This is a genomic window from Pseudobdellovibrionaceae bacterium (assembly GCA_015163855.1).
Taxonomy (GTDB): Bacteria; Bdellovibrionota; Bdellovibrionia; order Bdellovibrionales; family UBA1609; genus JAAOIH01.
Genome location: JAAOIK010000035.1, coordinates 15,702 through 30,771 on the forward strand (window position 1 = coordinate 15,702; position 15,070 = coordinate 30,771).

13 protein-coding genes are annotated in these 15,070 nt (G+C 35.1%); 5 read left to right on the plus strand and 8 right to left on the minus strand.

Going from position 1 to position 15,070, the window contains the following annotated elements; translation table 11 throughout:
- Nucleotides 1-14 precede the first annotated feature (14 nt).
- Nucleotides 15-980, plus strand: coding sequence for a D-alanine--D-alanine ligase (locus HAW63_04095; protein MBE8163148.1), 966 nt, complete (start codon nucleotides 15-17; stop codon nucleotides 978-980).
- Between the two features lie 173 nt (nucleotides 981-1,153).
- Nucleotides 1,154-1,507 (plus strand): hypothetical protein, encoded by a 354-nt coding sequence (locus HAW63_04100; GenBank protein MBE8163149.1) that lies wholly within the window; start codon nucleotides 1,154-1,156, stop codon nucleotides 1,505-1,507.
- Nucleotides 1,508-1,600: 93 nt separating this feature from the next.
- Here the strand turns inward: HAW63_04100 and HAW63_04105 are convergent, their stop codons facing one another.
- The 5 genes from HAW63_04105 to HAW63_04125 form a co-directional block, all read right to left on the minus strand.
- Nucleotides 1,601-3,097, minus strand: coding sequence for an energy transducer TonB (locus HAW63_04105; protein ID MBE8163150.1), 1,497 nt, complete (start codon nucleotides 3,095-3,097; stop codon nucleotides 1,601-1,603).
- 251 nt (nucleotides 3,098-3,348) lie between these two features.
- Nucleotides 3,349-4,422, minus strand: coding sequence for a beta-N-acetylhexosaminidase (nagZ, locus tag HAW63_04110; protein ID MBE8163151.1), 1,074 nt, complete (start codon nucleotides 4,420-4,422; stop codon nucleotides 3,349-3,351).
- Nucleotides 4,423-4,449: 27 nt separating this feature from the next.
- Nucleotides 4,450-5,271, minus strand: coding sequence for an ABC transporter permease (locus HAW63_04115; GenBank protein ID MBE8163152.1), 822 nt, complete (start codon nucleotides 5,269-5,271; stop codon nucleotides 4,450-4,452).
- Complete coding sequence (locus HAW63_04120) at nucleotides 5,268-6,182, minus strand: ABC transporter permease (GenBank protein ID MBE8163153.1); 915 nt, start codon at nucleotides 6,180-6,182, stop codon at nucleotides 5,268-5,270. Before HAW63_04120 ends, HAW63_04115 begins: the two co-directional genes overlap by 4 nt.
- A 62-nt stretch (nucleotides 6,183-6,244) precedes the next feature.
- Nucleotides 6,245-7,117, minus strand: a complete 873-nt coding sequence (locus HAW63_04125; GenBank protein ID MBE8163154.1) for a hypothetical protein — start codon at nucleotides 7,115-7,117, stop codon at nucleotides 6,245-6,247.
- A 170-nt stretch (nucleotides 7,118-7,287) separates the two neighbouring features.
- On the opposite strand from HAW63_04125, the gene HAW63_04130 reads away from it, so the two are divergent.
- A complete protein-coding gene (locus tag HAW63_04130; GenBank protein MBE8163155.1) occupies nucleotides 7,288-9,426 on the plus strand; it encodes a hypothetical protein in 2,139 nt (712 codons plus the stop codon).
- Between the two features lie 56 nt (nucleotides 9,427-9,482).
- Here the strand turns inward: HAW63_04130 and mgtE are convergent, their stop codons facing one another.
- Nucleotides 9,483-10,838 (minus strand): magnesium transporter, encoded by a 1,356-nt coding sequence (mgtE, locus tag HAW63_04135; protein MBE8163156.1) that lies wholly within the window; start codon nucleotides 10,836-10,838, stop codon nucleotides 9,483-9,485.
- 95 nt (nucleotides 10,839-10,933) lie between these two features.
- On the opposite strand from mgtE, the gene greA reads away from it, so the two are divergent.
- Nucleotides 10,934-11,413, plus strand: a complete 480-nt coding sequence (gene greA / locus HAW63_04140) for a transcription elongation factor GreA (protein ID MBE8163157.1) — start codon at nucleotides 10,934-10,936, stop codon at nucleotides 11,411-11,413.
- A gap of 52 nt (nucleotides 11,414-11,465) precedes the next feature.
- Entirely contained in the window at nucleotides 11,466-12,986 is a 1,521-nt protein-coding gene (locus tag HAW63_04145) for a hypothetical protein (protein MBE8163158.1), read from the plus strand.
- A 1-nt stretch (nucleotide 12,987) separates the two neighbouring features.
- Here HAW63_04145 and HAW63_04150 read toward each other — a convergent pair whose 3' ends face one another.
- Both HAW63_04150 and HAW63_04155 read right to left on the minus strand, forming a co-directional pair.
- Nucleotides 12,988-13,713, minus strand: coding sequence for a hypothetical protein (locus HAW63_04150; protein MBE8163159.1), 726 nt, complete (start codon nucleotides 13,711-13,713; stop codon nucleotides 12,988-12,990).
- A 45-nt stretch (nucleotides 13,714-13,758) separates the two neighbouring features.
- Nucleotides 13,759-14,823, minus strand: coding sequence for a hypothetical protein (locus HAW63_04155; GenBank protein MBE8163160.1), 1,065 nt, complete (start codon nucleotides 14,821-14,823; stop codon nucleotides 13,759-13,761).
- Between the last annotated feature and the right edge of the window lie 247 nt (nucleotides 14,824-15,070).

Sequence of the window (15,070 nt, forward strand, 5' to 3'; positions counted from 1 at the left end):
TTTAAAAATATACAATGCCTAAAGATTTAATACAAAACATTGCCATAATTCAAGGTGGAGCTAGCTCGGAAAAAGCCATTAGTTATCAAACCTCTTTAAGTTTACAAAAAGCTATGAAAAATTTGGGCTATTCGTATTGCCTTTTAGAGGCCGACGATAATTTAAGCCAAAATTTAATAAAACAAAAAATTACAAAAGCCATTTTAGCCGTTCATGGCCAGTATGCAGAAGATGGAACTTTACAAGGGCTTTTAGAGTACTTAAAAATTCCCTATACGGGTTCGGGAGTGTTAGCCTCTGCGGTGTGTATGGATAAAGTTATTTTTAAAAAAATTATTACTTCTTTAAATATTACTACTCCTAAATACTGTTGCATAACTAAAAAAAGTTTAGATAAAGCGCAAGATTTTTTAAAACAACAAGGTTTGCCCTTAGTAGTAAAGCCATCTAGAGGGGGGTCTAGCTTGGGCACTTTTATTATTAAAAAAGAGTCCGAATATTTAACAGCAATTACAGAAGCTTTAAAAGAAGATTCGCAAGTTTTAATAGAAGAGTGTATTGAAGGGGCAGAAATTACTATTCCTTTTTTTGATAATAATTTTTTAACTCCCATTGAAATTAGTACTAAAACGGGCTTTTATGATTATAAAAATAAATACACCAAGGGTTGCACCCATTATAAACTATTAAAAAAACCCAATCAAGATACCATAAATAGTCCGTTGTCTAAAAAAGAGCCTTCTTCGCCTTTAGCCAAGGGGCAAGAAAGTGTAAAACAGATTATTCAATTTTTAGATATTCGCCATTACGGAAGAGCAGATTTTATTTTAGATAAAAACCAGCAGATGCATTTATTAGAAATTAACACTTTGCCAGGATTTACCGAGTCTTCTTTAATTACTAAATCGGGAAAGCATGATAAATTAAGTTTAAAAGCTATGATGCAGTTTTTAATAGATAACGCGACTTTAGATTACTAGCTGGTTATAATAATACTTATAAAAAACCGTTTTAAATTAATAACTTATTTAGTTTTTAATAACCTGTTGCATTTTTAATAACTTGTTGCATTTTTACACTTTAAACTTGTACTGTTTTTGTAACAAGCTACACTTGTTGTACTAAATAACTATTTTAAGTAAAGGAGATTGCTATGAAAAAAAGTGTAATTATTGGTTTTTTTGTATTTGTATTTTCTGGTTTTGTTTTCGCATGTGCTGACGGCGTGGCTTGTCACCACAAAGGCAAAAAAGGCGAAGGCTACTCTTGTAATCATAAAGAAAAAGGCCATCACAAAGGCGAAGGCCATCAAAAAGGCAAAAAATATTCTTGTAATCACAAAGGTGAAGGCCATCACGGCGAAGGCCATCACAAAGGCGAAGGCCATCACAAAGGCAAAAAATATTCTTGCAATCACAAAGAAAAAGGCCATCACAAAGGCGAAGGCCATCACGGTAAAAAAGACAAAAAGCATTCTTGCAATCACGATAAATCGCACCGAGGCTAGTAGCTAGGCTAGTAGCTAGGCTAGTAGCTCGGCTCGGCGAGGGCGTTTATATTTTTAGCAATTTTTTATGACTATTATTTCGGGCCAGTTTGTTTAGATACTGCTGGTTCCGTTAGTAGTTACTTTTACCGTACCTTTTAAAGTAAATTCCACAGGGTGAATAACATAACCCGATTGTCCTTTGTAATATCTATAGCGAGCAATAGATTTTTTTGCAGAGTTATCTAATTTAGTAAAACCAGAACTTCTATGCACTCTTACTTGGCTTACTCTTCCATGCTTATTTACATAATACACTAAGTACACAACCCCTTGCTGTTTTTGCAATCGAGAAGGGTAAGGGTAAAAAGGAACAGGATTGCCAGACAATTGTTTTAAACTGCGCGCATCGCGAATACCATTTGGTAGGCCAAAGGTTTTTTGAGAACCAGCTCCACCTCTTCCAAAAGCACTTCCACGAGGTCGGTTACCTCGAGATCGATTACCCAAAGCACTTGCTGTTCTCGTTTTTTTTGCTGTACCTTTGTTGCCTTTTCCAAATATAGAACCCGTGCGAGTTCCTGATTGGTTTCTTTTTCCTAAAGCTCCAGAGGGACGAGTGTGGTTGGCAGAGGCATTTTTTGCAAACATACTAGAGGCTCGGGCTTTGGAACTGCGTTTTGCAAAAGCACTTTTTTGTTTAGAAGTTTTTCTGTTTTGTGCTAAAGCACTTTTTCTATTAGCATTGCTATTTCGTTTTGCAAAAGCATTGGGTTTATTAACGGCCGTGCGCTTTTTCCCTAAAATATTTTTTCTTTGGGTATTGCTGTTTCGTTTTGCAAAAGCACTTTTTCGTTTAGAAAGCTTACGCGCTTTCCCTAAAGTGCTGTCTTTTTTGCGAGAGTTTCGTTTTTTCCCCAAAGTACTAACTCGACTAGATTTAAAAGATCGCTTTCCTAAAACCTGTTGTCTAGGTACAGACACAGAAGATTTTTTTACTAAATTTCTTAAACCAGACTCTTCGGGCTCGGGTGTATTATCGGCCACAGGAGTGTCGTTACTTTCTAAGGATTTTTCGTTTAAATTATCCTCTGCTAAATTATCTTCTACTAAATTATCTTCCATTTCTACTTCTGCTTCGGCTATGGCCGCAGCTTCGGCATTAACCACTTCTTGTGGTTGTGTTACAGGGGTTTTTGCAACCTCTTGTACGGCAGTTTCGACAGGGGCTTGTTCGGCTTGGTCTAGCTCTGGCTCTAAACTAGAAGTTTCTGCAGAGGCAGCTTCTGTATTGGTGGCTTTGGCGGCCGCCAATTTTGCTTTTTGGTATTTAGAGGCACTCTTGCTAACTTTTTCTTCTAAGTTACTTAGTAAAGAATCATTTAATGCATTTTTGGTAGGGGCAGATTTAGCCTTAAGGGAACTTGTGGAATCGCCTTTTCTGCTTCCTAGGTTTACCCCATCGCCAGCCACATGAAAGGTGATTTCCACCAATGTTTCTTTGTCGGGCTCGGTTATAGGGCTTAAAATCATAAGAGCCACGGCTGCAATATGAAGAATGCAAGACCATGCTAAGTAGGATAGTTTAGTTGTTCGGTTGTATTTCCACATACTTGCTCCTGGGTATCATTACCAGTTATTTAAATAATGCTTTGGTTACTTATTATTTTTTTACGCACTATTATTATGTCTAAATAAGCAAGGTTCGTGCCTGCGAAGTGGGTTTTTTTTGCAGTTAAAAGGGGCTTTTACCCCTCAAAAAGCCTACTTACACACACAAAACTGTATAAAAAATAGACAGTTAGTCGTTTTATTAAAATAAAAGCTTTAAGCCCGTTAATAACGATTATTATAAAAGCCAATTAAAGCTTAGACCTAAGGGTATTTACTTTTTTAAGACTAGCTAAAAGCGCTGTATAGCTTTCTGTATAGCCTTCTGTGTTCCCTACATTTTGGTTTAAAAACTCTAAGGCCTCTTTAGCAGACAAAGGACAGTTGCAGTATAGCAACATATCGCAACCGGCTTTTAAAGCCATTTGAGCTTTTTGGGAGTGGGAGTAAGCCTGCAATGCTTTCATGTCTAAATCGTCAGAAATAACAACGCCTTTGTAGCCCAACTTTTTTTTTAAAAGCTGTTGAATAAAAAAAGGAGATAAACTAACAGGTAAGTGTTTGTCTATATTTTTAAATAAAATATGACCGGTCATAATAAAAGGAACATTTTGTTTTATGGACATAATAAAACTTTGTAACTCGCGATTTTCTAGTAAGGCTAAACTTCTATTTTCCACAGGTAAGTTTTCATGGCTATCCACTGTGGTGTTGCCGTGACCAGGAAAGTGTTTGGCGCAAGATAATATAGAGGCTTTTTTAAAACCTTTTAAAAGTTCAACCCCTAAAGCATTTACTATTTGGTAGTCTTTTAAAGGCTTTGTGCTATTTTTTTCAAGGGATTGTTGAAGGTTAAAGTGATTATAATTTAAAGCTCTGTCTTCAATAAGTGCATTATCTTTATTGGTAAAAATATCTAAACAGGGCGACCAGTTTACATTGATGCCCAAAGATTTTAAATACAGTCCCATGCTGTGGGCGTGTTTAAAGGCATTTTTTTTAGAGGTATTTAAGTCTTCTTTAATGTATAAACTGCCCACCGCAGGCCAAGTTAAAAAGTGTTCTTTGGGAAGGCGATGAACTCTTCCCCCCTCCATATCAATGGCGATAAAAAGGGGAAGCTGACTTTGGGTATGTTGTGATAGGGATTGAATGCTTTGGCACAAGGCCTTAAGTTGTGCAGGGTTGGCAAGGTTTCTTTTAAATAGTGTAATGCCTGCAATATCGTTTTGTATAATCCATTGTTTTTCTTCGCTGGTTAAAGTGTAGCCTTTAATACCAATGTAAAATAAATTTCCAAAAGGGAAGGGTTTTTTTGTTTTCATAATTGTTTGGTCATCGATTTTTATAGTTTAAATACTGTATTTTTTTTTGGGGTCTAAATATTCTCGTAAACCTTCACCTAATAAATTAAAGGCTAATACTAAAGTTAAAATGGCTAGGCCAGGAAATAAACTAATGTAAGGGGCTGTGCTTAACGAAGCCCTTCCTTGATTTAGCAAAGCTCCCCAAGATGGTGTGTCTAGCGAAACGCCTAAGCCTAAAAAATTTAATCCCGCTTCGGCAATGCTTATTCCTGCAACAGAGCAAGTCATATAAACGAGTATGGGGTTAATTAGCGAAGGCCAAATATGAAAAAATAAAATACGAGCCCAATTAGACCCTAAAGCTTTGGCGTTATGAATAAAATCTTTTTCTTTAAGGGATAAAATTTCTAAGCGCACTAAGCGAGCATAACTAGCCCACGAGCTAAAGCATAAAGCAAAAAGTAAATTTTTAAAGGAGGGGCCTAAAAAAGCAATTAAAGAAAGAGCAAATAAAAAATTAGGAAAAGCATACACCATGTCTGTAATACGCATGATAATATAATCGGTTTTTCCACCTAGCAAACCAGCAAGGCTTCCTAGCAAAAGCCCGATGATGGCGCTAATGAAAACTACGGTAACAGAAATCCCTAAGCTTAAGCGAGTTCCCCAAACCACTTTGCTAAAAATATCACTACCGTTGCTGTCGGTTCCAAACCAGTGAAGTTGGCTGGGTGGGGAGTATTGCAAATGCAAGTAAATAGCATTGGGGTCTTGCTGTGCTATCCAAGGGGCAAAGAGGGCTACCACACTAAGTAGTAATAAAAGAAAAGTAGAAAGCGATAAAAAAACTTTAATTTTTATAGTCATTGTCGGTTAGCCTGCGAATATTGATGAGCAAAGTCGGTTAGTAAATTAATAAATACATAAATGAGTGCTATTACTAGCACACAAGCTTGAACAATGGGGTAGTCTCTTTGGTTAATGGCATCTAATAATAATTTTCCGATACCAGGCCAGTCAAAAATGGTTTCTGTAATTACTGTTCCTGTTAAAAGGGCTGCAAATTGCAAACCGATGGTGGTGATCACAGGCCCTATGGCGTTTTTTAAAGCGTGTTTAAAATAAATTTTAAAATTCGAAAGGCCTTTGGCTTTTGCGGTGCGAATATAATCTTCGGCTAGCGTGTCTAATAGCGAGCTTCTACAAACGCGTGTTAAAATCGCACCCAAGGGTAGGGCTAAACTTAATGCGGGTAAAAATAAATGCATTAGTGTGCCCCTTTCTCCTGCAGGAAATATAGGAAACCGCAAAGCTAGTAGCCAAATTAAAAAAGGCCCTAACAAAAAGCCAGGAGTAGATAAGGTAAATAAAGAAAAGATAGAAAAACTATTATCAAAAATAGAGTGTTTTTTTAAAGCCGAAAACACTCCCAAGGGAATAGAAAAAGCAATAGCCATAAACATGGCAGCTAAACTAAGTTCGATGGTAGCGGGCAAGCTTTCTTTTAAATAACTAGCTACAGAAACTTTATTGTATAACGAGTAGCCAAAATTTCCATGAAGCAAGTCTTTAAAAAAATGTAAGTATTGTTGAAACAGACTTTGATCTAAGCCCAATGCGTAGTAAAGCTTTTGTTTTTCCATCGCCGAGGCCATGTCACCTAAAATCTGATCCACAGGGTTTCCTGGTATAAGGTGAATTAATAAAAAAGAAAAACTAGCTACTCCCCATATAACTAAGGCAATCCCTAACAGAGAAAAAATTTTTTTAATAAACATATTTAAAGTTTAAGCTAGTATTTATACTTAAACCTTACTAAGGCCACTGTTAGAATGCAATATTATAGAGAAATAATTTGGCTATGTAGTTGTCTTAAGGGCATGTTGGTTTTAATTAACTTTCCCTTGCGGTCCATAGTGGTGTTAAAACTATAGTCTTTATATTGAGACTTCCATGTAAAGGCATTATCTTGGGTTTGTGTTAATGTGGCAGTGCCTTTTTCTATTTGTAAATTTTCTTCCGAAAAGCTGGTAAAGGCGAGGGCTTTTTGTAAGCCAATTTTAGTGGTTAAATGCTTAGTGGTTAAGTGTTTATTAGTTAGGGGGTGTGTGGGTTGATTATTTGCTATTTTTTGGCTTAATACCAAGCTTAAAAAAGCACTTAAAAATACGGGGGCGGGCAAGGCTTTATTAAACACTTGCTTATAAATTTTACCGCCTTTGTATTGAGTAATTTGTGCGCTAACCCATAGTTGGTTTGTATTTTTAAATCGTCCTACCTTTCGTTTTTTTATAAAGGCTTTTGATTTAGAAAGTAATACTTTGGTTTGCCATTTTTTATAAAACCTAGCCTTTATGGTTTTTAAAATTTCCCTATTTTTTTTAAAAACATAATAATAAGACACAGGCTCTAAACGGATATTACTTTTGGCAGTTAAAAATTCTTCAATTTGTTGTGCCCCTAAGTTTTCTTTACGAAGCGAGTAGTTATCTATAGTAAAGACTTTCGTTTTTGTATCAAAACTTAGTTTTTGTCGCCAGTTACCCACTTTTTCTTTTTGCGAAAATATATTGTGTTTAATATCCCAAAGTTGCGACAATTTTGTTTGATTATTTTGTAGTGGTAAAGGAACGGGCGCGGCCATGCTAGTTACAGAAAGTATCATTAACAAAAAAGGACAGGCTCGCAACAAGGTTTGTAATAAATAACACATGATTAAAGTCTAGTAGAATTGCCTCTAAAGGCAAGAAGATTTACTCTATAAATAGAAGGCTTAAACCCTTCTAATTTTTATATGAGGGTCAAACCCTTTTGTGGATAACATAATTAATGAAAAGCTTAAAACCTATCTGTATAAACTTATTGTTAAATAAAAACGGCCAAATGGCGGTTTTTATTGTGCTTATCTTTCAAGTGCTATTTGTTTTATTTGCCATGGTTATTAACATTGGCCTTATAGTGCACGATAAAATAAATTTACAAAACTCGGTGGATTTAGCCGCCTATTACGCCGCCCAAAGACAAGCCGAATCTTTAAATACTATTGCTCACCAAAATTACCAAATTCGCCAAGCTTGGAAATTATTATCTTGGAGGTATTTAGTATTAGGAACTAGTCCGATGACCAACAATACAAAGCCGCCGACATTTCCGGGAAAATCCCCCAATAAACTTATTCACCCTGCCGCAAGAGAACTTGGACCTACAAATAATTGCTTTAAGGGATTTGTAAACTATTCAGCAAACCCTGGTCCTGCAGGGAAGTGTAAACTAGTGCCTGTTATTTGTATGGCCGATATTCATCCATGGGAGATCAAGACAAAAGGCAATAGTGGGAATACCAAAAACCAAGATCAATTTTGTAGAAGTTTAAATTTTCAAGTAAATGCGTTAGACCTGCCTAGAAGTATTGCAGGGTCTGCGGTTAGTGTTGCTGGTGTGAGAAGTAGTATTGCCCAGTTTAACGCACAATTTGCCGAAAGTTGTAAGGGAGCAGATTCTTTGCAAATTGTGTATGCAAGTAGCCTTTTAACGGCCTTTGATCATGAACAAAGTAACCGGTTAAAAATTTTATATACAGTGGCTAAAGATTTATCTAAAAGCTTTGACATTGATGGTCGCTCTATAAAAGAAGGAGCTTTTAAAGTTTTAACAAAAAATTTATCCTATGCTAATGCTCAGTCCATTAACTTTTCTAATTTTAAGTTATATAATTCGGTAAGTAGTAATAATAAGGTTAAGCTTTCTAAATGGCTAGTTCCTATTGTTGTTAACCCCGCCATTATTTTCGCTAGGCTAAAGGCTCCGCCAGGTCAAGGCTGTTTCAGTGGCGAGCCAACTATTTTAGCTCCTAAGCTATTTTTACCTAAGAATAATAATGTGGGTTTGGCGGCTTTTCAACTCCATTTCCCTGGCCAATCTTCAGCCATGGTTGCCCAAGTGCAACGATCTATATATAAATCCACGGGAAGAAAACTAGAAAATATTACAAAGTTTTTAAATAACCCTGCGGTTAATGACCCTGAGTTTTTAACCGTGGGTGTGGAAAAAAATCCTTGGTACAGGGTGTACGCGGGGGTTAGCGCCACAACTAAACCCAGAGAATTATTTTGGTTAGGTAAGCCAGTAACCTTAAAGGCGGTAGCCTTTGCTACACCTTTTGGTGGCAGAGTGGGCCCGTGGTATGGTAAAACTTGGCGACATAGCGAGCCTTGGTCTGTTACTGATTTAAGTAAGCGCGTGGACCTTTTATTGCCTCCGCGAGACACCTTTAGAGGTAAACAAAGCGAAACAAAAAGCACGGTTCAAGAATTTGTTCCTAACTTTTCTCTTTTTCCGGGAGATAAAATGGGTTTGCTTTCCTCCAAGGCTTTGGCAGCTGTTTCTGTAAAAAATGGGGTAAGGTTTAACCTAAGTCATTTATTGCAATCCGCTTTTAATGGTAATATAAAAAACGGATCGTTCGCTTTAAAAGACGAAACTACATTATCTAAACTACCAAAAGAGGGTGGAGATAACCAATCGCCTAGAAGTAGAGAGATAGCTGTGCTTAACCCTAATTATTTTGATATTACCTATTATTCGGTTTTTCCTGATGCTAAAAATTCTTTTATGCAAAGGGTGGTCAAGGCACAAGCTAGTAAGAAGGCTGTTGTTATTAGAGAGGACATGGGAAATTATTTGCCTTCAAAAAATACCAGTTTAAAAAAAAGAATAGAAGCATTAACTACAAATAATAAGGTAGATACTGAATACGGAAAATTTATCACCAATCCCGAACTCTTATTAACGGGCTGGATTCCTAACGGGCCTTATACATACACATTTAATAAAAACGCTTTTCAAAAGTGTACCAAGTGGGGAAAAGCCGAAAAAGCTCCCGTTATGGGTGCTTGTGCATCGGGAGGACGAGTGGGTTATTCTGTAAAAATTATTTCTAAAGACGCTTTAAATAGTAATAAATTATCACTGGGTGGTCACAGTGGGGCAGGCTCTTTAAAAAACCCCCCCCTTAATTTTTAAAGCAAAGCTTTTTGTAGTTTTAAGTAAAATATTTTAAAGCAAAGCTTTTTGTAGTTTTAAGTAAAATATTTTAAAGCAAAGCTTGCAATCCCTAAAAAAGAAGCAAAGCTAAAAATATCTACTAAAGTGGTAACCACCACACCGCTGCTAACTGCGGGGTCTTTTCCTAAAGATTTTAGTGCAATGGGGATGCTAGTTCCTAACAAAGAAGCAACAATAGAGTTTAACACCATCGAAATGGCAATAATTACCCCCACCAATGCATTTTGCTTCCAAAGGTAAGTTAAAATTCCTGCGCCAAGGCCTGTAACAACCCCTATGGATAAGCCAACCATTACTTCTTTATAAAGAACTCTCCATTTAGAGATAAAATGAAAATCTCCCGTGGCAAGCCCTCGAGTCACCACCGTTAAACTTTGTATGGCGGTGTTGCCTCCAAGCCCGGCTACAATATTTTTTAAACTGGCTAATAAAATTAATTCGCTCATCGTGTTTTCAAACAAAGACACGACAAAGCTGGCAATACCAGCTAAAAATAAATTTAAACTCATCCAAGGTAGGCGGTGCTTTAAACTTCTTTTTATAGGAGTAAAAATACGATCATCTGATTGCAAGCCGGCTTGCACATAAATATTTTTGGTCAATTGCTCTTGTAACAAATCTACCACCTCGTCGATAGTGATAATGCCTGCAAACTTTTGTTCTTCGTCTAATACAGGCAAGGCTACAAAATTATATTGGGTAAAAAGTTCGGCAATATCCAGCTCGCTGCTAGCAACACTTATGCTAATAATATTTTTTGTACTGATAATATTTTTAATAAGTTCTTCGTCGGGAGCTATAATTAATTGTCTTAAAGAAATTACCCCTGTAATTTTACTTAATTGGTTTACACAATAAATATAATACACCGAGTTTTTAGTGGCCCAATTTTTTAGTTTATTAGTAGCTTCTTTAACATTTAAATTTTCATCAATTTGAAAAATATCGGCAGACATTAGTCGACCTGCCGATTGTTCGGGGTACTTTAATAATTTTTGTATAGTTTGTTGCTTACGAGGCGGTAACTCACTGGTCAGCATGGAGTACAAGCTTTCTGGCTTAACAATTTTAGAGATTTGAATAATTTCAGAAGGGCTGCTGTTTTGAAAAATTTTAATTTGCTGGTCTATTTTTAATTGCCCAAACACTTGTTCGGCTTTTTTAGTAGGGGTGGCTAGTAAAACCAAAGTGGACTTGTTGGTGGCCAACAGGGCAGAGAACAAAATTTTTAATTGGCTTTCGGTAATGCTGTCAAAAAGTCGAGCAATCTCCACAGAAGAGGTTTTTTCAATAAGCGCTTCTAAAGGCCTGCTGTTACGGCCCGACAGCAGTCTTTTTAAAAGGATTATGTGTGTTTTTTTTGTGCTCATTTTTTTAAATTTTATACCAATTTAGTTAAAAAAGTAGTTTTCAAAATTACAAAAACCAGTTTATAATACCATAGAACTTTATAAAAGGAAAAAATATGTCTAGTCAAACTTACCCTTTAACGATTCAGGGAAAAGAAAAATTAGATGCAGAGCTTTATCATTTACTACATGTCGAAAAGCCGCGCATTATTAAAGCTATCGAAGTGGCTAGGGCCCATGGTGATTTAAGTGAAAATGCCGACTATGATGCAGCCAAACAACAACAAGGGCTTAATGAAGCTCGTATTGCCGACATACAATCTAAATTGGCAAGGGCAGAAACCATTGACCCTTCGCAAGTACAATCTGACTGCATTGTTTTTGGTGCCATTTGTACTTTAAAAGATTTAAATTCTGATAAAGTAGTGACTTATCAAATTGTTGGCGAGGACGAAGCCGATATTAAGTTAGGCACTATTTCTATTTTTTCTCCTCTTGCAAAAGCACTTATTGGAAAGAATAAATCAGATGTTGTAGAAATAAAAACACCCAAAGGGGAAAAAGATTACGAAATCATCAAGTTTAAATTTAAATAGCGGATTAGAAATATCAGAAGAGCCCAGCATTTCTGTTCACTGGAAAATATGGATGTTTTCTAGCTTATTGTTAGTGGGTATTTTTTCTGGAATCTTTTTTTTATCTTTATCTTCAAAGCATTTAAAATTTTGGGTAGAATCGTATTTAAACACACCCAGCTCTAAGCTACATTTTCAGTTTAAAGATATTAAATTGTCTTTATCTCAGTGGGGAGTTTTGCCTATCATTGGTTTAAAATCCTCTTTGGTTGAGGTTTCTGTAAAGCCTTTTGAAAACACTTGTTTTGATGTAGATACGCTTCGGTTAAATACCGTATTTATAAAGGTTAACCCCATAAACTTATTATTGGGAAAACTTTATTTTAGTTCTATCGAGGTAGATAATATTAACTTGGATGTAAATACTTTTTGTGAAAATTTGTCTTCCAAAAGCTTTGGTTATAAAATGTCTTATTTTATGCATCATAAAGCAGAGCAAGAAATAGATAGCTTTATTAAATGGATTGACCAAATAGAGGTTAATAAGTTTATTTTAAGCAATCAATTTAATAAACTAATGTTAATTAAAAATTTAAAACTAAAATCTTATCAAAAGCCAAAATTTATTTTACTTTCTGGCGAGACACTTCCGTATTTAAATAACTCGTTTAAAACCATAGAGTCTATTCAACCTAAAATTTTTATTTACCCTCACAGTATAAAAACAAAATGGTGGTGGCATTTACAAGAGGGAGTAGTTAAACTAAATACACAGTTATTGTTTTCGGCAAGCAAACATAAAAAACCCAAATACCAATCGCAATTGCGATGGGCAGGTAGCGTTTCTTACTTACCTGTTTCTTCGGCTTTAAATTTATTATACAAAAACAAGCTTATAGATATAAAGTTTTCCGAATTAAATACATGGCTTTCTTGTAGCTTTAATGGGCAATTACAGTTTTTTAATTCTTCTTCTTTTTTTTCTAAATCAAGCATGAGTGTAAAAAACTGTAAACTTAAGGGTTTAGAATTGGTAGCCCATTTAAAAAATAGCGATTGGAAAATAAAACCTTTTCGAGCCAAACAAGATACCCATTTGTATTTTTCTAAATTGTATGCAAAAAAATTTGTTAACCCTTTTTTAGCAAAGTGGATTAAAAAATCTGATTATTTTATGCCCTTTAGCCCAGCTTTTGGAAAAGGAAGCCTTTCGGGGACAGTAGATATTTTCAAAACTGGTTCTTGGAAATTTAATGCTAAAATAAAAGACAGTGTTTTAAATTTTAAAAAAGACAAAAAGCTAGAGTGGTTTTCTGTTTCTAGTGCGGATATTGATATATCAGCTAATGCTAACTTATCTAGTGTCTCTGTGGAGTTAAACAACATTTCTACTTCTGATAATGATAACACAGATAGCATAAAAAAATTATCGAATAAAAAAAACACCAAGCTACTACTTAAATATAAAAAAACGAATTTAAAAAAGGATTACACTTTAAATAAGATAAGTTTTGATAAAAAAAGTTTGTCTTCTTTAAAAGGCTTTCCTTTTTTAGAGTATTTAGAAAAAAGATCGAAAGAATTAAAGCCCTAAATTATTTTTCTGTTTTATAATTTTCTATATTTAATAATTCTTGAAAGCCTACTCCAGAAAAACTTTTTAGCCTTTTAAAAAAATCCATAAAAATATAAAAAGAAAAAGGCATAAGCGGTAGTGCAATGACTACAAAACCCATCCATGTCATTTGTGAAACTTGGCTATTTAAAACAGCTTGTATTTTATGAGAGTCTACCTCGGTTATGGGGATAAAGATGTTATAAGCTAATATAAAGTTTAACAAAGCGCTTAAGAAAAAAGAAACAGCAAATAATTTATTAGACCGAACAAACAGCTTTTTCATTTTTTCGCCAGCTTGTGTTTCTGTTACTTTTTTATTTAACAAAGCCGTATTTATAAACTGTGGGTTCATTATAATTAATTGAAAAAAATTTTTCTTTTTTGTAGCAGATAGCCAAACAAAAACTCCGATTAAAAAAGGAAAGGCTGCTTCTTTTATGCTAAACCAGGGGCCTGACAGTTGTAACACGGCAAAGCCACCACTAAGACCAATGTTAATTCCACCTAAAAGTGCCATCCAACTTTTATTTTTTTTACTAACATAATCCCACAACCCGTAACTTAAGGGGAAAGATAGAGCTATTATTAAACTAATAAGTGCTGCGTTTTCGTAAGGAATCCACCCAGCTAGTTTTTCTAATAATATACTAGGGATTATTATAGTTAGCAGTAAGCTAATTAAAGGATTTTCTTTGTTTTTCATGGTTTAAATAAAAATTAATAAAATAGCTTTGTATTATTACGATTTTTATTTTTTGGGAAGGGTTTGTTTGTTAAGTTGAATTTGTAAGTATATAGGAAAGTGATCGCTGGTTCCATACCCAGTTTTTGCATTAAATCGTGCGGGGTTTGAATAGGGGTTAAGCTGTACTCTGGTTCTGTTGGGAATGCCCACAGATTTTTTATCAATATGCCATGGGTGTAATGCTCTTCTAAGTAATAAGGCATCTAAAAAAGACCAAGAGCCTTTATAAGGATAAGTGCCTTGGCAGGAATCACAGCCCATAAGGTGAGAAACTTTCCATACTTTTCCCAAGATTTTTTCATAAAAATATTTTCTATTATTTTCTTTGCGGGTAATATTAAAATCTCCGCCAGCAAGGGCTAATCTATTTTTTGGTAATCTATTCACTAAACGGTTAAGCGTTTCAATAGCTTGAGCTCTCCAATAGGTAGGGTTTCTAGGCGAGGGAAAATGCACTCCAAATATATTGGCTAGCTCGCCTGAGGGAAGAATCATTGTAGCCTCTAGTATCCCACGACTGCGCATCATCCATTTTTTATCTCTTGCATTTTTGGCCTTAAAGGCAATGCGGTGCAAGGTTGGTTTCCCTTTTCTTTTTAACCTAGACAGAAAGGCAATATCAATACCTCTTTTATCAAAACCTTCAATATGAGTAATATTATAGTGTGCGCGTTTTAACTTTTTATTAAGTTGCTTTAAAACATTTAAATTTTCCACTTCGGTTACAATTAAAATATCTGGTCCTCGCCCCTTATTAACCTGTAAAATAGCTGTGGCTAAATTATCTAATTTTTTATCTAAAACACTTTGTGTCCAATCTAAGGTTAAACAAATTTTTTGATAATAAGTATTACGAATTTTTTTACACTCTTTAATGTAAGGCCCTTTTTGGTTTTTAGGCAAATAGGCAAAATCTTCGCGGTCTTTGTCGTGTAGTGTATCAAATAGGTTTTCTAAATTATAGGTCATAACACTAACAGTGTTAGGCTTTTGCTTTTTGCTCCATTGGGGAGAGTGCGAACAAGCTATTAACATTAAGCAAGAAAATACTATTTTTAAAATATTCATAAAATAGGCCTATTTAGGGAAAAGTGATTGAAATCTGAAAATAAGGTAAAAGACTCTTGCGCTAATGTCAAAACTTGTTAGCAATTATTTTTTCTTTTTATGTCAAGTGTTTACTTATATTTGTGTTTCACAGCCATTTTAAATCCTTACCTTTCGCAAGGTGTTAAAGTCTTTAAAAAGTTATAACTTTTGCCTTTAGGCTATGGTATTAACTTTTCAAGCTAGAAAGCAGCCAGAAAAGGAGCAA